The 16,642-nt window shown below is 63.1% G+C and carries 15 protein-coding genes; 7 read left to right on the top strand and 8 right to left on the bottom strand.

Features of this window, described 5'->3' with window-relative positions; genetic code table 11:
- Window positions 1–64 precede the first annotated feature (64 nt).
- From sucD to ACSBM8_RS15670, 4 genes are all read right to left on the bottom strand, one after another.
- A complete protein-coding gene (gene sucD, locus ACSBM8_RS15655; RefSeq protein ID WP_442678924.1) occupies window positions 65–955 on the bottom strand; it encodes a succinate--CoA ligase subunit alpha in 891 nt (296 codons plus the stop codon).
- A 110-nt stretch (window positions 956–1,065) separates the two neighbouring features.
- Window positions 1,066–2,028, bottom strand: coding sequence for a malate dehydrogenase (mdh, locus tag ACSBM8_RS15660; protein ID WP_442678925.1), 963 nt, complete (start codon window positions 2,026–2,028; stop codon window positions 1,066–1,068).
- A gap of 161 nt (window positions 2,029–2,189) precedes the next feature.
- A complete protein-coding gene (gene zapE / locus ACSBM8_RS15665) occupies window positions 2,190–3,308 on the bottom strand; it encodes a cell division protein ZapE (protein ID WP_442678926.1) in 1,119 nt (372 codons plus the stop codon).
- Between the two features lie 14 nt (window positions 3,309–3,322).
- Complete coding sequence (locus tag ACSBM8_RS15670) at window positions 3,323–4,108, bottom strand: succinate dehydrogenase iron-sulfur subunit (protein WP_442678927.1); 786 nt, start codon at window positions 4,106–4,108, stop codon at window positions 3,323–3,325.
- A 152-nt stretch (window positions 4,109–4,260) separates the two neighbouring features.
- Between ACSBM8_RS15670 and ACSBM8_RS15675 the strand changes: the two genes are divergently transcribed.
- The gene (locus ACSBM8_RS15675; RefSeq protein WP_442678928.1) at window positions 4,261–5,367 is read left to right on the top strand and encodes a CDP-alcohol phosphatidyltransferase family protein; all 1,107 of its coding nucleotides are present in this window, start codon (window positions 4,261–4,263) and stop codon (window positions 5,365–5,367) included.
- The gene (locus ACSBM8_RS15680; protein ID WP_442678929.1) at window positions 5,364–5,804 is read left to right on the top strand and encodes an HIT family protein; all 441 of its coding nucleotides are present in this window, start codon (window positions 5,364–5,366) and stop codon (window positions 5,802–5,804) included. Before ACSBM8_RS15675 ends, ACSBM8_RS15680 begins: the two co-directional genes overlap by 4 nt.
- Here ACSBM8_RS15680 and ACSBM8_RS15685 read toward each other — a convergent pair.
- From ACSBM8_RS15685 to sdhC, 4 genes are read right to left on the bottom strand one after another with little or no spacing between them, the layout of a single operon-like run.
- The gene (locus tag ACSBM8_RS15685; protein ID WP_442678930.1) at window positions 5,790–6,533 is read right to left on the bottom strand and encodes an NTP transferase domain-containing protein; all 744 of its coding nucleotides are present in this window, start codon (window positions 6,531–6,533) and stop codon (window positions 5,790–5,792) included. The two genes, ACSBM8_RS15680 and ACSBM8_RS15685, sit on opposite strands and share 15 nt — an antisense overlap.
- 17 nt (window positions 6,534–6,550) lie before the next feature.
- Entirely contained in the window at window positions 6,551–8,338 is a 1,788-nt protein-coding gene (sdhA, locus tag ACSBM8_RS15690) for a succinate dehydrogenase flavoprotein subunit (protein ID WP_442678931.1), read from the bottom strand.
- Window positions 8,338–8,724 (bottom strand): succinate dehydrogenase, hydrophobic membrane anchor protein, encoded by a 387-nt coding sequence (gene sdhD / locus ACSBM8_RS15695; RefSeq protein WP_442678932.1) that lies wholly within the window; start codon window positions 8,722–8,724, stop codon window positions 8,338–8,340. Before sdhD ends, sdhA begins: the two co-directional genes overlap by 1 nt.
- Window positions 8,724–9,143 (bottom strand): succinate dehydrogenase, cytochrome b556 subunit, encoded by a 420-nt coding sequence (gene sdhC, locus ACSBM8_RS15700; protein WP_442678933.1) that lies wholly within the window; start codon window positions 9,141–9,143, stop codon window positions 8,724–8,726. The genes sdhD and sdhC overlap by 1 nt, the downstream gene beginning before the upstream one ends.
- A gap of 140 nt (window positions 9,144–9,283) precedes the next feature.
- On the opposite strand from sdhC, the gene ACSBM8_RS15705 reads away from it, so the two are divergent.
- The 5 genes from ACSBM8_RS15705 (at window position 9,284) to ACSBM8_RS15725 (ending at window position 16,618) form a co-directional block, all read left to right on the top strand.
- The gene (locus ACSBM8_RS15705) at window positions 9,284–9,994 is read left to right on the top strand and encodes an SDR family NAD(P)-dependent oxidoreductase (protein ID WP_442678934.1); all 711 of its coding nucleotides are present in this window, start codon (window positions 9,284–9,286) and stop codon (window positions 9,992–9,994) included.
- Window positions 9,984–10,901 (top strand): 50S ribosomal protein L11 methyltransferase, encoded by a 918-nt coding sequence (locus ACSBM8_RS15710; protein WP_442678935.1) that lies wholly within the window; start codon window positions 9,984–9,986, stop codon window positions 10,899–10,901. The genes ACSBM8_RS15705 and ACSBM8_RS15710 overlap by 11 nt, the downstream gene beginning before the upstream one ends.
- 95 nt (window positions 10,902–10,996) lie before the next feature.
- Window positions 10,997–12,163, top strand: coding sequence for an efflux RND transporter periplasmic adaptor subunit (locus tag ACSBM8_RS15715; protein ID WP_442678936.1), 1,167 nt, complete (start codon window positions 10,997–10,999; stop codon window positions 12,161–12,163).
- A gap of 13 nt (window positions 12,164–12,176) precedes the next feature.
- Window positions 12,177–15,311 (top strand): efflux RND transporter permease subunit, encoded by a 3,135-nt coding sequence (locus tag ACSBM8_RS15720; protein WP_442678937.1) that lies wholly within the window; start codon window positions 12,177–12,179, stop codon window positions 15,309–15,311.
- A gap of 56 nt (window positions 15,312–15,367) precedes the next feature.
- Window positions 15,368–16,618 carry a DUF445 domain-containing protein gene (locus ACSBM8_RS15725; RefSeq protein WP_442681618.1) on the top strand — a complete coding sequence of 417 codons (1,251 nt, stop codon included), beginning with the start codon at window positions 15,368–15,370 and terminating at the stop codon, window positions 16,616–16,618.
- Window positions 16,619–16,642: the final 24 nt, after the last annotated feature.

Below are 16,642 nucleotides of genomic sequence, written 5' to 3' on the forward strand. Positions count from 1 at the left end.
GCCGCCGGAATAAACCGCTCCGTCGCGGCGGGCCTTAATCAGGTGAGCGTTACCAGCAGCTTAATCAACCCTTGAGCAGCGCGGAAAGCGTCGTTCCAAGCTCCGACGGCGAGGCTGCGACACGAATGCCGGCCTCTTCCATCGCCGCAATCTTGTCCTCGGCGCCGCCCTGACCGCCCGACACGATCGCGCCGGCATGGCCCATCCGGCGCCCCGGAGGCGCGGTACGGCCGGCGATGAAGCCGACCATCGGCTTTTTACGGCCGCGCTTCGCCTCGTCCCTCAGGAACTGCGCAGCCTCTTCTTCCGCCGATCCGCCGATCTCGCCGATCATGATGATGGATTCGGTGGCGTCGTCGGCCAGGAACAGCTCCAGCACGTCGATGAAGTTCGTGCCGTTGACCGGATCGCCGCCAATGCCGACCGCCGTCGACTGGCCCAAACCGGCATTCGTCGTCTGGAACACCGCCTCGTAGGTGAGTGTGCCCGAACGCGAGACGACGCCGACCGAACCCTTGGAGAAAATGCTGCCGGGCATGATGCCGATCTTGCATTCGTTCGGCGTCAGCACGCCGGGGCAGTTCGGCCCGATCAGCCGCGACTTCGAACCGGTCAGCGCGCGCTTGACGCGCACCATGTCGAGCACGGGGATGCCTTCGGTGATGCATACGATCAGCGGAACTTCGGCGTCGATCGCCTCCAGGATCGAGTCCGCCGCGAAGGGAGGCGGCACGTACACGACCGACGCCTCGGCGCCGGTCTTTTCCACGGCCTCGATGACCGTGTCGAAGATCGGCAGGCCCAGTTCCTCGTGGGTCGTCCCACCCTTACCGGGGGTGACACCGCCTACCATCTTGGAGCCATAGTCCAGCGCGGCCTTCGTGTGGAAGGTGCCGGTCTTGCCGGTCATCCCCTGGGTGATGACCTTGGTATTGGCGTTGACGAGAATGCTCATGCGAAAATTCGATCCTTTGGTTCCACGGCACCTGCCGCGGTCCAGACTGTGCCAGCGTCGGCGCTGGAGACTGCCAATCGATCCCGGCCAGGGCCGGGACCACGAATGCCTTATTTCAGGCTTTCATCGATGCCTTGGCAGGCGACCAGCAATTCCTTCACCGCGTCGACCGAGACCTGCAGGTTGCCCTTGGCCTCATCGTTCAACGCGATCTCGACAATCTCTTCTACGCCGCCCGCGCCGATCACGACCGGAACACCGACATACAGGCCATCGACGCCATATTGGCCATCGACATAGGCCGCGCACGGCAGGATGCGCTTCTGATCGTTGAGATAGGCTTCGGCCATCGCGATGCCGCTGGTCGCCGGCGCGTAGAAAGCAGAGCCGGTCTTGAGCAGGGCGACGATTTCGCCGCCACCGCCGCGCGTACGCTTCACGATCGCGTCGATCCGCTCCTGCGTCGACTTGCCCATCTTGATGAGATCGGGAACGGGGATGCCGTTGATGGTCGAATATTCGGCCACCGGCACCATCGTGTCGCCATGACCGCCCAGCACGAACGCGTTCACGTCCTTGACCGACACCCCGAATTCCTCGGCAAGGAAATGGCTGAAGCGGGCCGAGTCGAGCACGCCCGCCATGCCAACCACCATGTGGTGCGGCAGGCCGGAGAATTCACGCAATGCCCAAACCATCGCGTCGAGCGGGTTTGTGATGCAGATCACGAAAGCGTTCGGCGCGTTTGCCTTGATGCCCTCGCCCACAGCCTTCATCACCTTGAGGTTGATGCCCAGCAGGTCATCCCGGCTCATGCCGGGCTTGCGGGCGACACCCGCGGTGACGATGATCACGTCCGCGCCAGCGATGTCGGCATAATCGTTGGAGCCAGTAATCTTGGCATCGAAGCCCTCGACGGGGCCGCACTGCGACAGATCGAGTGCCTTGCCTTGCGGCACGCCTTCGACCACGTCGAACAGGACGATGTCGCCGAGTTCCTTCTTGGCGGCCAGATGGGCCAAGGTTCCGCCGATATTGCCCGCGCCAATAAGCGCGATCTTCTTCCGAGCCATGCGACCCCTTCCAGGCTGATCCAGTGCGCGTGAGAGCGGTCGCAGGAGGCAACCGCGGAGCTGCCCGGGCCGCTTAGACCCATCATCTGAGGGGTTCAACCTTCGAAAGGCGTATTGGGCCACCTGATCCGCGTATCGGCCGAAAATTTCGGCCCCGAGCGTCAATCGGCGGCGATGCCGTGGCCTTCCGCCAGATAATCGGCCGACTGCATTTCCATCAGACGCGACACCGTCCGCTCGAATTCGAACACTCCGTCGCCCGCCGCATACAGATCCTTGGGCCCGGCGGCGGCAGCGGCGAGCAACTTGACCTTATGTTCGTACAAGGCATCGACCAATACCTTGAAGCGGGCAGCCTGATCGCGCCGGTCCGGGCCCATGATTGGGATACCGACGATGATGACGGTGTGGAAAGCCCGTGCAATTGCAAGATAGTCCGGCGCGCCCCGCGGCTCTCCGCAAAGGCGCTTGAAGGAGAAGACGCCCACGCCCTTCAGCGCTTTGGGCACGTGGAGCATCCGCCCGCCCGGCACCTTCAACTCGCAGGACGGAACGTGAATGCGGTCGCTTGGCGGATAATCGGTCAGGCGGAAGAAGGCCGCCGAGACCGCCTGCGTGGCCGCGTCGCCCAGCGGCGTGTACCAGGTCGGAAAGCCGGCCAGCCGATCGAGCCGATAGTCGCTTGGCCCGTTCAACGGCATCACATCCAGCTTCTGCTCGATCAGCGTGATGAACGGCACGAACAGATCGCGGTTAAGGCCATCCTTATAGAGGTCACGCGGCGGTCGGTTGGACGTCGCCACAACCGTGGTGCCGGCATCGATGATGGCCGTGAAGAGGCGGCTCATGATCGCAGCGTCCGCGGTATTGTTGATCACCATCTCATCGAAAGCGAGCAATTTGGCTTCGGCGGCAATGGCTGCGGCCACGGGCGGTATCGGGTCGCCAACCTCCTTGGCCCGCTCGAATCGAAGTCGATCATGGACGTCGATCATGAACTCGTGGAAGTGGACCCGCCGCTTGAGCCGGACGTGCGCGCATTCGTACAGAAGGTCCATCAGCATGGACTTGCCGCGTCCGACGCCGCCCCACAGATAAACGCCGCGCACCGGATCGGGCTTGCGACCCAGCATGCGCCACAGCACGCTGCCCTTGGTAGGCTGGTCCTCCAACGCGCGTGCCAGCACGTCCAGCCGCTCGGCCACCTTGCGCTGGTCGGCGTCGGGCTTCAGCTCGCCCGCTGCGATAAGCCGCTCGTAGCGGGCGAGTACGGTCGTCATTTACGCGCGCAGGATCAGAGCTGGCGCTCCATTTCCATCTTCTTGATCTCGGCAATCGCGCGGGCCGGGCTCAGGCCCTTGGGGCAGACATTGGCGCAATTCATGATCGTGTGGCAGCGATAGAGACGGAACGGATCTTCCAGCTCGTCGAGTCGCTCGCCCGTCATTTCGTCGCGGCTATCGGCAAGCCAGCGATAGGCCTGAAGCAGGATGGCCGGGCCGAGGAATTTGTCGCTGTTCCACCAATAGCTCGGGCAGGACGTCGAGCAGCAGGCGCACAGGATGCACTCATACAGGCCGTCCAGCTTGGAGCGGTCCTCCGGCGATTGCAGCCGTTCCTTGTTCGAAGGTTCGGGCGTGACCGTCTGCAACCACGGCTTGATCGACGCATATTGCGCGTAGAAATGGGTGAAGTCGGGAACGAGATCCTTGATCACGTCCATATGCGGCAGCGGCGTGATCCGCACCTCGCCCTTCACATCCTCGATCGCGGTCGTGCAGGCCAGGCCGTTGCGCCCGTCGATATTCATCGAGCAAGAGCCGCAAATGCCTTCCCGGCACGAGCGGCGGAAGGTGAGCGTCGGATCGACCTCATTCTTGATCTTCAGCAGCGCGTCCAGAATCATCGGCCCGGTCTGCTCGAGATCCAGCTCGTACGTGTCGTAGCGCGGATTCTCGCCGCCTTCGGGATCGTACCGATAGACCTTGAAGCTCTTGACGCGCTTGGCATCGGCCGGAGCCTTATGCTTGCGCGCCTTGCCGCTGATCTTGGAATTTTTCGGAAGTGCGAATTCGGCCATCTGTTACCTCTGCCGGGGCTGATAAAGCCATGTGTGCAGGTGCGAAAGCCCTTAACCGGCCGAGATGGAATTTGTCGTCATGACAAGCCCAACGCGCCTGACCAGCCAAGGCGAAGGTTGCGGGGTTGGAACGTGCACTCTAGCGGGACAGGATGAACCGCCCCCTGCCACCCGTTTTCGTCGTCGGCGACAATGATACCCGATTATGGGGGCTGACGCCCAAGGAACGTATCGCCCGCATAGCGGCGAAGGCCGGCCTATCGATGGCCCAGGGAGCAGCGGCAGGTCCGGTCCTTGTGATCAATAGCGACTTCGCCTTTGACCCGCAGTGGATCGGCTTCATGCTCGATCGGCCAGAAACGGTGCTGACGGTCGACGGCGTGCCGGCGATGGCGTTCACGCAGACGTCGGACGCGGTCGCAGCAATGGAACGCGGCACCATTCCGAACCTTACAGCCGTGCGCGCCGAGGATCATGCCGACTTTTACAATCAGGCGCTGCGCAAGCGCGAGAAGCCGTTCCTCGAACGGCTGACCCCCGCCGCCGTGCCCGGGATCGAGCGGCAAAGCTATTATGGCGCCTATAAGGGCGTGACCGATATCCTGACCAAATATCTGTGGCCGGAAATCGCACTGGTGTTGACGCGGATCTGCGCCCGTATCGGCATCAGCCCCAATATGGTGACCGCGGTCGGCGCACTGGGCTGCGTGCTGGCAACCGTCGCTTTCTGGTATGGCTATTACTGGACCGGCATGGCGGTCGGCTTTGTGTTCATGGTGCTGGATACCGTCGACGGTAAACTCGCCCGCTGCACCATCACGTCCAGCTATTGGGGCAATATCTTCGATCACGGCATCGACCTGGTCCACCCGCTCTTCTGGTGGTGGGCCTGGGCGGAGGGACTGTCGGCCTGGGGCTTGGGCCTTTCGCACGACGATTTCATCTTTGTCATGGGCGTGATGGTCGCGGGCTACATCATCCAGCGCGTCATCGAAGGCATCTTCATCCGCCGCTTCAAGATGCACATCCACATCTGGGAGCGGTTCGATTCGCAGTTCCGGCTGATTACCGCCCGGCGCAATCCGAACATGGTGATCCTATTCGTGTCGCTGCTGGTCAGCCGTCCGGACGTCGGCCTGAACGCCGTCGCCTGGTGGACGGTGATCAGCTGCGTGGTACATTTCGTGCGGCTCGCGCAGGCGGAATGGATCCATCGCCAGGGCCGCCCGATCACCAGCTGGCTGGACGAACCCGCATGAACGATACGATCCGCAAGTTCGGCTATCCCGCCACCCTTTTGGCCGAGTATCGGCACTGGGTCGTGCTGCTTCGCCCGGCCCAGCCCACACTCGGCGCGTTGATCCTAGCCGCGAAATCGGAGGCAACGGCCTTTCCGGATCTGGATCCGGCCGCGTTCGCCGAGCTGGCGACGGTGACGGCCGACCTGGAACAGGCCGTGCGCGGCGCGGTCGATCCCGCCAAGCTGAACTATCTGATGCTGATGATGGTGGATCCCCATGTCCACTTCCACGTCATTCCGCGCTATGAAGGGAGCCGCGAACTGGGAAACATCGCGGTAGCCGATGCCGGATGGCCCGGCGTACCAGCATTGGGCGAGGCCAGGAAGCTGACAGCTGAAGAGACGGATACGCTGGTCCGCTGGCTGAAGGATCGTTGGCCGTCAGCGAGAGGCTGAGGCCCACCGCTCCGTCATCGCCGCCGCCGCCTCCAGGTCCGGCGGAAAATCCACTTCCTGCCATTCCAGTCCCTTGATCGAGACCGTGCCGACCTTGCCGGTCGGGGCGAGCGCGTCGATTGCCTTGAGATACCAATTCTTGGTGCCGGCGGCCGTACGCATCATCGAATCGATCTGATCGCTGAACAGCTTCGGCCCTTCTCCCTGGAAGGCGAGCATGCCAATCGACTCGGCATCCGTCTGGTCCGCCGTAAGCGTCTTGCCGATATGCACGAGCGTGCTGCCATCGCGCTGGACCTTCATGTCGTCCGAATCGTAATCGTCCTTCTCGTCGATCGTGACCGTGATCGGCGCGATTGCGCCTTCCAGCAGGCGTGTGACGATTTCGGCAGAGACGATCGTATCGCCGTTGATGATGATGAAGTCCTGATCCATCTCGGACCGCATCATCCAGCATGTCCCGAGATTGTCGGCAACATGGTAGAAGGGATTAAAGACTGCGCGGGCCCGAACATCTTTGCGCAAGGCGAGCTGGGCTTCGACCTTTTCGGTACGAAACCCTGTCGCCACCACGATTTCCGCGACGCCGGCGGCGGCAAGCGCGTCGATCTGCCAGTCCAGCAAGGTCTTGCCCGCAAACGGGATCAGGCATTTGGGCTGGTCGGCCGTGATCGGCCCAAGGCGGGAGCCCTGACCGGCGGCAAGAATGATGGCGCGCTTGATGATCATGGATGCCCCCGGCAGGCTTAGTAAACGCGCGCCTTCGGCTTGATATACTCGATTTCGTCCGTGAGCGTGTAATCATGCACCGGGCGGTAATCGATCGTGACCGCGCCCTTATCGAACCACGTGATCGTGTGCTTCATCCACTCATCGTCATGCCGCTCGGGATAATCCTCGTGCATGTGCGCGCCGCGGCTTTCGTGGCGGTTGGCAGCCGAATGCATCGTCACCACCGCCTGCGGCAGCATATTGTCGAGCTCGAGCGTCTCGATCAGGTCCGTATTCCAGATCAGCGAACGATCGGTGATCCCGATATCCTGCAGGCGAGCATTGACCGCGTCGATCTTGCCCATGCCTTCGCGCAGCGTCTCGGTCGTGCGGAACACCGCGCAGTCGGACTGCATGGTGCGCTGCATCTCCAGCCGGATTTCCGCGGTCGGCGATCCGCCGGCCGCATTGCGATAGCGATCGAGACGGGTCAGCGCCTTGTCATCCGCTTCCGCGACAATCTTGCCGTGCTTGGCATTGGGCTGGACCAGTTCGGGGATACGATGCCCGGTCGCGCGACCGAACACGACCAGATCGATCAGGCTGTTCGAGCCCAGACGATTGGCACCATGGACGGAAACGCACGCCGCCTCGCCGACCGCGAACAGGCCCGGCACGACCGTGTCGGGGTTGCCGTCCTTCAGCGTCACGACTTCGCCGTGATAATTACAGGGGATGCCGCCCATATTGTAGTGCACGGTCGGCGTGACCGGCAGCGGCTGGCGCGTCAGATCGACGCCGGCGAAAATCTTGCCGGTCTCGGTGATGCCGGGGAGCCGTTCCGCCAGCACCTTGGGATCGATATGATCGAGGTGGAGGTAGATATGGTCCTTGTTGGCGCCGACGCCGCGACCTTCACGGATTTCCATCGCCATCGAGCGTGAGACGACGTCGCGCGAGGCGAGATCCTTCGCCGAAGGGGCATAGCGCTCCATGAAACGCTCGCCCTCGCTGTTGGTGAGGTAGCCGCCTTCGCCGCGCGCGCCTTCGGTGATCAGCACGCCCGCGCCGTAAATGCCGGTCGGATGGAACTGAACGAATTCCATATCCTGCATCGGCAGGCCCGCGCGCAGCACCATCCCGCCGCCATCGCCCGTGCAGGTATGCGCCGACGTCGCCGAGAAATAGCAGCGGCCATAGCCGCCGGTTGCGAGCACGGTCGCATGGCTACGGAAACGATGGATCGTCCCGTCTTCCATGCACATGGCGATCACGCCCTTGCACTCTCCGCCCTCCATGATGAGGTCGAGCGCGAAATATTCGACATAGAAATCGGCGTCATACTTCAGGCTCTGCTGGTAGAGCGCATGCAGCATGGCGTGGCCGGTGCGGTCGGCGGCGGCGCAGGTGCGCTGCGCGGGCGGGCCTGCCCCCATATTCTGCATCATGCCACCGAACGGGCGCTGATAGATCTTGCCCGCCTCGGTCCGGCTGAACGGCACGCCGGCATGTTCCAGCTCATAGACCGCCGCAGGCGCCTCGCGGACCATATACTCGATCGCGTCCTGGTCGCCGAGCCAGTCGGAGCCCTTGACGGTGTCGTACATGTGCCAGGTCCAGTGATCCGGCCCCATATTGCCGAGCGAGGCGGCGATGCCGCCCTGGGCGGCAACGGTGTGCGACCGGGTCGGGAAGACCTTGGTGATGCAGGCCGTCTTCAGCCCCTTTTCGGCGATGCCCATGGTCGCGCGCAGGCCCGACCCGCCGGCGCCGACGACGACCGCGTCATAGACATGGTCGATGATCTGGTAGGCGGCAGGCATTACGCAACGGCTCCCTGGAAGGCGACCTTCAGGATCGCAAAGATCGCCAGCGCAGCGCCGCCGATCGCATAGAAGTTGAGCAGGACCAGCGCGACGATACGGCTGAAATCATGCTGATAATCCTCGATCACAGTCTGCAGACCAAGACGAAGATGGTAGAAAACCGAAATGACCGCGAGGATCAGCGGCACGCTTGCCCATGGCGAGGAGAGCCACACCGTCAGGGCGCGATAATCCCACAAAGGCAGCCGGAAGAGCGACACGACCAGCCAGGTGATCAGCAACAGGTTGCTGCCGGCGGTCAGACGCTGGCGCCACCAATGCTGCGAGCCATGCTTGGCCGCGCCCAGGCCGCGCACCCGGCCGATGCTGGTGCCCGTGCCCATTACTGTGCTCCCAGGAAAAGAACGCTGCCCCAAATGAGCAGGGTCAGGACGATCGAGACGATCATCGTCGCGATCGCGCCGGTCTTGTTGGTCTTCAGCTCATAACCCGCGCCGGTATCCAGCAACAGGTGGCGTACGCCGGAGCAGAGATGCTGCAAGATCGTCCAGGTGAGGCCAACCAGGATCAAGGCGGGGATCAGGTTGAGCCGGCCGCTGCTGTTCGAGGTCATCAGATCGACGAACCTGGCATAGCTCGCCTCACCCCCTGCCAGGGCGAGGAGCCACCAGATCAGCAGGATGCCGCCGCCGATGGCATTGGCCACGCCGGTCGCGCGGTGAAGGATCGAGACCAGCATATGCGGGCCCCATTTCCAGATCGTCAGGTGCGGCGACAAAGGCCGCCCGGGATTGCGCGCCATGTTCGGGCTTAGGTCCCCAGAAAGAATGATCCGAGCCCTTTAGCCCAAACATGCCGCGTTGCAACGTCGAGCGAGGAACGCAGAGCGGATATTATGGTCCTGGCATTCCTTTGCTGCCCTACAGGCGCTAGGCGCGCGCCATGAGCATTCATATTCTCGCGACCGGTACCAGCCGGGGCATCGGCGCCGCGATCGCCGCCGCTTTTGATTCGGACGGCATCCGCTTTGTCGGCCATTCGACCTCGCCCGGGCCTGACCGCCTTGCGGCTGATCTGGGCGAGGACGGGGCGGCACGGGGACTTTGGGACGCGGCACTGGAGCAGTTGGACGGCCGGATCGACATCCTGATCAACAATGCCGGCATCTTCGAGGCGACACCCATCGCGCTTAGCGATGCGGACTGGCTGAGCGGATGGGAACGCACCCTTCGCATCAACCTGACCGCCGCCGCCGAACTCAGTCGTCTGGCCGTCCTCCACTTCCAACAACATGGTCGCGGCGGACGTATCGTCAATGTGGCGAGCCGGGCGGCCTATCGCGGCGACAGCCCCGCCCACTGGCATTATGCGGCGTCAAAGGCGGGCATGGTCGCGATGACCAAGACGATCGCGCGCGGCTATGCCCGCAACGACATCCTCGCCTTCGCGATATGCCCGGGCTTCACCATGACCGGAATGGCCGACGATTATCTGGCCAGCCGCGGCGGCGAGGCGCTTCTCGCCGATATCCCGCTCGGCCGCGTTGCGGCTCCCGAAGAGGTCGCGGCAGCCGTCCGCTTCCTCGCATTGGACGCGCCGCCCTCGATGACGGGCGCAGTGATCGATATCAATGGAGCCTCGTATGTCCGGTGAATGGCAGCCCCAGAGCGCGGAAAGCTGGAAAGTCACGCTTCCGTGCACGAAGGCGGAAAGCGATATGCTGACGGCGGCCGAGCCCGAGTTCGAAGTCGATCCGCCGGCAGTGCTGATGACGAGCGAACCGGACCCGGCAAGACCGGACGACTGGCAGCTGGACGTCTATCTGGGTGCGCAACCCAGTGCGGAATTGCTGCGGGCGATCGTCGGGCTGGTTCCCAGCGCTGCGGGAACCGCGCCGAAGATCGAACGGATCGAAGATGCCGACTGGGTGACCGTCAGCCAGCGCTTCCTCGAACCGATCCGTGCCGGCCGCTTCTATGTGCACACGGCCGCGCACGCCGAGACGATACCCGCCGATGCGGTCGCCTTCCGGATCGAGGCGGGCCGTGCGTTCGGAACCGGACATCACGAAACCACGGCGGGCTGCCTGGAAGCGCTCGATCACCTGGCGCTGGCCGGCCATGTTTATGAGAATATCATCGACGTCGGCACGGGATCCGGATTGCTGGCCTTCGCGGCCCGCGCGCTATGGCCGGACGCGATGATCACCGCCTCCGACATCGACCCGGTCTCGATCGATGTGACGGCGGAGAATATGGCGATCAACGTTATCCCAGCCGACGCCATAACCCTGATTGCGGCCGATGGCGTGGATGATCCGGCACTTCGCGCGCGCGGCCCCTTCGACCTCATCGTCGCCAATATCCTGGCGGCACCGCTGATCGAGCTCGCGCCCGACCTGATTGCCACACTGCGCCAAAATGGCACCATCGTCCTGGCCGGTTTGCTGGCAACCCAGGCGGCGGATGTGCTAGCAGCCTATGTATCGCAGGGCATGATGCCGTCCTCTCGCATCGACAGTGGGGACTGGTCGATCCTGACGCTCGTTCAGGCATCGTAAAGAGTGCTTGAGCGAGGTGATGTACCTTGATAATACAGTCGGACGACAGCGCCTGAGGGGAAAGCGCGCTGGATCGTCAGGGATGGGACGGCGAGATGAATATGGAGACGGGTTTTAGCAGCGATCCGGCGGGCTATGTCGCGCTGGACGATGCACGCAATCGCCGCAAACGAATCCTGATCATCGTCTTTGTCCTCGCTATATTTGTCGTCCTTGGGGTCGCCTGGAAGATCATGCATCCGGCGAAGCCCGCCGCTGCGACCGACACCGCTCCCAACGTCACCGTTATCGTACCAGGCCGCCATGAGGTTACGGCGCAGATTCCTGCCGTCGGCAATATCGGCGCGCGGCGCGATATGCCGGTCGGCGTCGCCGGTGAAGGTGGCACGGTGCGATCGGTGCTGGTCGAGCAAGGCACCTGGGTTGCAGCAGGCCAGGTGCTGGCGACGATCGACCGGTCCGTCCAGGTGCAGCAGGCGGCGTCGCTCGCCGCATCGATCAATCAATCGCGTGCCGACGCCCTGCTGGCCAAGGCTAACCTCGACCGCGCCAAAGCGCTGGTTTCGCGCGGCTTCGTCTCGAAGGCGGATGTAGACACCAAGCAGGCAGCTCTCGATGGTGCCAATGCGCGGGTCGCCGTCGCCCAGGCGCAGTTGCGGCAACAGCAGGCGCTGATTGGCCGCCTCAACATACGCTCGCCCACGGCAGGCCTGGTGCTGACGCGCAACGTCGAAGCGGGGCAAGTGGTCGGTGCTGGATCGCCGGCCTTGTTCCGTGTTGCCGAAAACGGGAAAATGGAGCTGCAGGCACGCCTGGCTGAGGATGATCTCGCGCGCATTCGCGTAGGATCGCCCGCCGTTGTGACCCCAGTGGGCACGACTTTGAAGATCGCGGGCACGGTGTGGCAGATTTCGCCCGTGATCGACGCGCAGACCCGCCAGGGAACGGTGCGGGTTGAACTGCCCTACAATGTGGCCTTGCGTCCAGGCGGCTTCGCCTCGGCGCAGATCGGCGGCGGCCGTGGCGACCTGCCGTTGCTGCCGGAATCGGCGGTGTTGAGCGATGCCAAGGGCAATTACGTCTATCTGATCGGCAGCGACAACAAGGTCGTTCGCCGCGACGTGAAGGTGGGCGATGTCGACGAGCGCGGCGTCACCGTCGTCTCGGGCCTGTCGGGCACGGAGCGGGTGGTCGCATCCGCCGGTGCCTTCCTGAACCCGGGCGACAGAGTGAAGCCGGACCTGCAGCCGTCCCCGCGTTGAGAAGGCAAGAGCGATGAACTTTCGCAACATCTCTGCCTGGGCGATCCGCAACCCGGTTCCGCCAATCGTGCTGTTCGTGGCCCTCACGCTGGCCGGCGTCCTGTCGTTCATGCGGATGGACGTGAACCAGAATCCGGAAATTACCTTCCCGGGCGTCATCGTCTATATCACTCAGCCCGGCGCGGCCCCGACCGAGCTTGAAACGCAGGTCACGCAGCGGGTCGAAGCGGCGGTACGCAGCCTGGAAGGCGTCGAGGAGATCAACTCGACCATTCAGGAAGGAAGCTCGCAGACCTTCGTCCAGTTCACGCTGGAAACGCCAGTTGATCGCGCGACGACCGACGTGCGCGATGCCATCTCGCAAATCCGTGGTGAATTGCCCGATGGTATCCTCGAACCACAGATCATTCGTGCCAAGGTGAATGGTGGCGCGATCGCCAACTGGTCGGTCGAAGCCACCGACATGACCATGGAGCAGCTGTCCTGGTACGTTAAAAATATAGTCTCGCGTCGTCTGCTCGCCATTCCGGGCATGCAGGGGATCGAAACACGCGGCGGCGTCGAGCGTGAAATCCGCGTGATCCTGGATCCCGCGAAGATGCAGGCGCAGGGTGTTACCGCCAGCCTGATCAATGCCCAGCTTCGCTCGATCAACATGAATGCTGCCGGCGGACGTGCAGAGATCGCAGGCATTGAGCAATCGGTGCGCGTGCTCGGCAACGCCCAGAATGCTTACACGCTCGGCCAGACCCAGATTCAGCTCGGTCAGGGCAGGTCGGTCCGCCTATCGGATATTGCGACGGTGCGCGATGCCTATGGCGAGCGTCGCAGCCTGGCGATCATGAACGGCAAGTCGGTGGTCAGCTTTGGCATTCAGCGTGCGCGTGGCGCATCAGACGTCACGATCTATGACGAGACGGTCAAGGCGCTGGCCCAGCTGGAGAAGGAGAATCCCAAGATTCACTTCGTCCAGCGCTACAACAGCACCAAGGACACCAAGGAAAATTATAAGGGCGCGCTCCACGCGATGATCGAGGGCGCGGTGCTTGCGGTCATCGTCGTCTTCCTGTTTCTGCGAGACAAACGCGCGACGCTCATCTCTGCGCTGGCCATTCCGCTGTCGGCAATCCCGACCTTTTGGATCCTCAGCCTGCTGGGCTTCACACTGAACTTCATGACGCTGCTGGCACTCAGCCTTGTGGCGGGCGTCCTGGTCGATGACGCGATCGTGGAGATCGAGAATATCGTCCGGCACATGCGCATGGGTAAGACCGCCTACCAGGCATCGATCGACGCCGCCGACGAGATCGGGCTTGCGGTGGTGGGCACGACTTTTTCCATCGTCGCGGTGTTCCTGCCGGTCGCAATGATGCCAGGTATTGCCGGGCAGTTTTTCAAGAATTTTGGTCTGACGGTCGTCGTCGCGGTGCTGATCAGTTTGCTGGTGGCACGCCTGATCACGCCCATGGTCTCAGCTTATTTTCTGAAGGCGCATGGCGAAGCCTCGCATGGCGAGGGCGCAATGATGAACCGCTATATGGACGTGCTGCGCTGGACACTGGACGACAGCAAGGCACACGCTGCCCGCGCGCGGGGATCGCGTTTCTTCGCCTGGACACGCGACCATCGCTGGTGGACGATGGGAGTAGGCTTCGTCGCGTTCATCATCACAATCGCGCTGTTCGTGGTGATCCCAAAGACGTTCATGCCCCCCCAGGACAATGACCTCAGCCGTATCAACGTCACGATGCCGCCGGGAACGACACTGGAGCAAACGCGCGATGCGTCCGAGCGTGTGGTGGCGATGGTCAAGCAACAGCCCGATGTCGCCACGGTCGTCAATTATGTCGATGTCGGAAGCAGCTATATCGTCGTCACGCTGCGTGATGATCGGTCCCGCAAATCGACCGAGTTCGAACGCGCGGTCGCGCCGCTGCTGCAGAAGGTGCCGGATGCGCGCGTCAACTTCGAAACCCAGGGCGGCAATGGCGGCCGCGACATCCAGATTCAGCTCGCCGGCGACGATCCCGTACAATTGACCAATGCGGCGCTGGGCGTGATCGAGCAGATGAAGAAACTGCCGGGCATCCGCACGCCGCGGATCGAAGGTGATCTGCCCCGCCCTGAAATCACGATCAAACCCCGCTTCGGCCTCGCCGCCGATATGGGCGTAACGACGCAGGCGCTAAGCCAGGCGATCCGTATCGCGACGATCGGAGACATTGATCAGAACGCTGCCAAATTCTCGTTGAATGATCGACAAGTGCCGATCCGCGTGATGCTGAATGAGGATAGCCGCCGCAATCTTTCGACAATTTCCAACCTTCCCTTGCCGACCGCCAGCGGCGGCAGCGTACCGTTGAGTGTTGTCGCCGATATCGGCTTTGGCGCAGGTCCGTCCCAGATCGAGCGCTTTAACCAGGAGCGCCGTATCATCATCAGCGCCGATCTCGCTCCAGGGGCGGTCAGCGGCGACGAGCGTACCAAGATCATGGCCCTGCCCGCCATGAAGACATTGCCACTGGGCGTTCACTATGCAGCGGCCGGCGATGCCAAATGGCAGGAAGAGATGATCGTGAACTTCATGATCGCCGTCGTCGCTGGCATCCTGCTCGTGTTCGCGGTGCTGGTGCTACTCTACCGTCGTGTTGTGCCGCCGTTCGTCAACATGACCTCGCTGCTGCTGGCGCCGCTGGGCGGGCTGATCGCGCTGCTGATCGCGGGCATGCCAATGTCGCTGCCGGTGTTCATCGGCCTGCTGATGCTCTTCGGTATCGTCGCCAAGAATTCGATCCTGTTGATCGACTTCGCCATCGAAGAGATGCGCCAGGGTCGTCCGTTGCTGGAAGCGGTGGTCGACGCCGGACACAAACGCGCGCAGCCGATCGTGATGACCACCGTCGCGATGGTCGCCGGTATGATGCCGACCGCCCTTTCGCTGGGCACGGATGGATCGTTCAACCAGCCGATGGCGGTGACCGTGATCGGTGGCCTGATCCTGTCGACCCTGCTGACGCTGCTGATCGTGCCGGCAGGCTTCAGCCTCGCCGACGGTATCGAGAAATGGATGGGTCGCAAGCTAGGTGGCGCGCTCACCAATGGCGGCGAAAATGCGATCCCGCCCGCTATTCCCCAACCGGCGGAGTGAACCTTCCGGGCTGATGGCGATTGTCTGAACGACATGTCGCCATCCCCCATCTTGCCATGACCCTGCGCGAGCGCGCTCTCCCCGCCAACGGCGGCGTACGCAACATGCGGATCATCGCGACCGGGCTGCTGGTCGCGATGGCTGCGCTGTTCTTCATCGCCGGCGCATTGCGGCCGCTGCATCCCGCCTGGGGCTATGTCCGCGCCTTTGCGGAGGCCGCAATGGTCGGCGGCCTGGCCGACTGGTTCGCGGTGACGGCGCTGTTTCGGCATCCGCTGGGCCTGCCCATTCCGCACACTGCGATCATTCCGCGCAACAAGGATCGGATCGGAGACAGTCTGGCTGCCTTCCTGCGCTCCAACTTTCTCGTTCCCCGCGTCGTGGGTCGGCGCATGGCGCGGTTGGACGTGGCCCGTGCGATCGGCCGGGTGCTGGCGGCACCGCCCCGCGAGGGCGCGATGCGGGCAGGCGCGGGCAAATTGGCCGAGACGCTGCTCGAAAGTCTGGACGATGAGCGTCTGGGGCAATTGTTCAAGAGCGCGGCCACGCAGCGTCTGAAAGCGTTGGAGATCGCGCCGATGGTGGGTCAGTTGATGGCGGCGGCCATGGCCGAAGATCGCCATCGCCCTATGATCAACTCGGCTATTCTGTGGGCCGGACGAACGCTGGAAACCAACGAACCTCTGTTCCGCCAGATGATCCACGAGCGCGCCGGATCCGTCCTGCGCTGGACCGGACTGGACGAGACGCTTTCCAGCAAGATCCTGGATGGCCTGTTCAAGCTGCTGGGGGACATGGCGGAAGATCGCGATCATCCCCTGCGCGTCAAAGCGGAGGAAGGTCTGGCCCGGCTTGCCGAGCGCCTGCAAACCGATCCGGAACTTCAGGAAAAGGTGGCCGCATTCCGCGACTCGGCGCTTGCCAACCCGGCCGTGGGGGCATGGCTGGACGGAATGTGGCAAAGTGCCCGCGCTGCAATGCTCCGCGCTGCGCGCGATCCCGACTCGGTCGCCGCGGGACGTTTTGGCGAGGCGATGCGCCAGATCGGCAAGCGCCTGCAGGAAGATATACGTGTCCGGCTGGCGGTGAACCGATTCGCGCGGCGTGCGACGGTCGCCTTGGTGGCATCCTATGGCGACGGGATCGTGACCCTGGTGTCGGAGACGGTGCGAGGTTGGGACGCGCACACCGTCACCAACCGGCTGGAAAGTGCCGTAGGTCGCGATCTGCAATATATCCGTATCAACGGCACGGTTGTGGGCGGCCTGGTCGGCGTCGCCATTCATCTTGTCGAAAATTTCACCTGATCCGGGGTCCGCATAAGGCGGACA

Origin of the sequence: Sphingomonas sp. ASY06-1R (assembly GCF_052180265.1) — a bacterium.
GTDB lineage: Bacteria > Pseudomonadota > Alphaproteobacteria > Sphingomonadales > Sphingomonadaceae > Sphingomonas_I.

Bases quoted from the DNA above. Each gene is read 5' to 3' on its own strand.
- sdhA (WP_442678931.1), bottom strand. From the start codon at position 8,338: ATGCCTGCCGCCTACCAGATCATCGACCATGTCTATGACGCGGTCGTC.
- zapE (WP_442678926.1), bottom strand. From the start codon at position 3,308: ATGACGACCGTACTCGCCCGCTACGAGCGGCTTATCGCAGCGGGCGAG.
- sdhC (WP_442678933.1), bottom strand. From the start codon at position 9,143: ATGGCGCGCAATCCCGGGCGGCCTTTGTCGCCGCACCTGACGATCTGG.
- ACSBM8_RS15710 (WP_442678935.1), top strand. From the start codon at position 9,984: ATGTCCGGTGAATGGCAGCCCCAGAGCGCGGAAAGCTGGAAAGTCACG.
- ACSBM8_RS15685 (WP_442678930.1), bottom strand. From the start codon at position 6,533: ATGATCATCAAGCGCGCCATCATTCTTGCCGCCGGTCAGGGCTCCCGC.
- sdhD (WP_442678932.1), bottom strand. From the start codon at position 8,724: ATGGGCACGGGCACCAGCATCGGCCGGGTGCGCGGCCTGGGCGCGGCC.
- ACSBM8_RS15720 (WP_442678937.1), top strand. From the start codon at position 12,177: ATGAACTTTCGCAACATCTCTGCCTGGGCGATCCGCAACCCGGTTCCG.
- ACSBM8_RS15725 (WP_442681618.1), top strand. From the start codon at position 15,368: ATGACCCTGCGCGAGCGCGCTCTCCCCGCCAACGGCGGCGTACGCAAC.
- mdh (WP_442678925.1), bottom strand. From the start codon at position 2,028: ATGGCTCGGAAGAAGATCGCGCTTATTGGCGCGGGCAATATCGGCGGA.
- ACSBM8_RS15705 (WP_442678934.1), top strand. From the start codon at position 9,284: ATGAGCATTCATATTCTCGCGACCGGTACCAGCCGGGGCATCGGCGCC.
- ACSBM8_RS15670 (WP_442678927.1), bottom strand. From the start codon at position 4,108: ATGGCCGAATTCGCACTTCCGAAAAATTCCAAGATCAGCGGCAAGGCG.
- ACSBM8_RS15715 (WP_442678936.1), top strand. From the start codon at position 10,997: ATGAATATGGAGACGGGTTTTAGCAGCGATCCGGCGGGCTATGTCGCG.
- ACSBM8_RS15680 (WP_442678929.1), top strand. From the start codon at position 5,364: ATGAACGATACGATCCGCAAGTTCGGCTATCCCGCCACCCTTTTGGCC.
- sucD (WP_442678924.1), bottom strand. From the start codon at position 955: ATGAGCATTCTCGTCAACGCCAATACCAAGGTCATCACCCAGGGGATG.
- ACSBM8_RS15675 (WP_442678928.1), top strand. From the start codon at position 4,261: ATGAACCGCCCCCTGCCACCCGTTTTCGTCGTCGGCGACAATGATACC.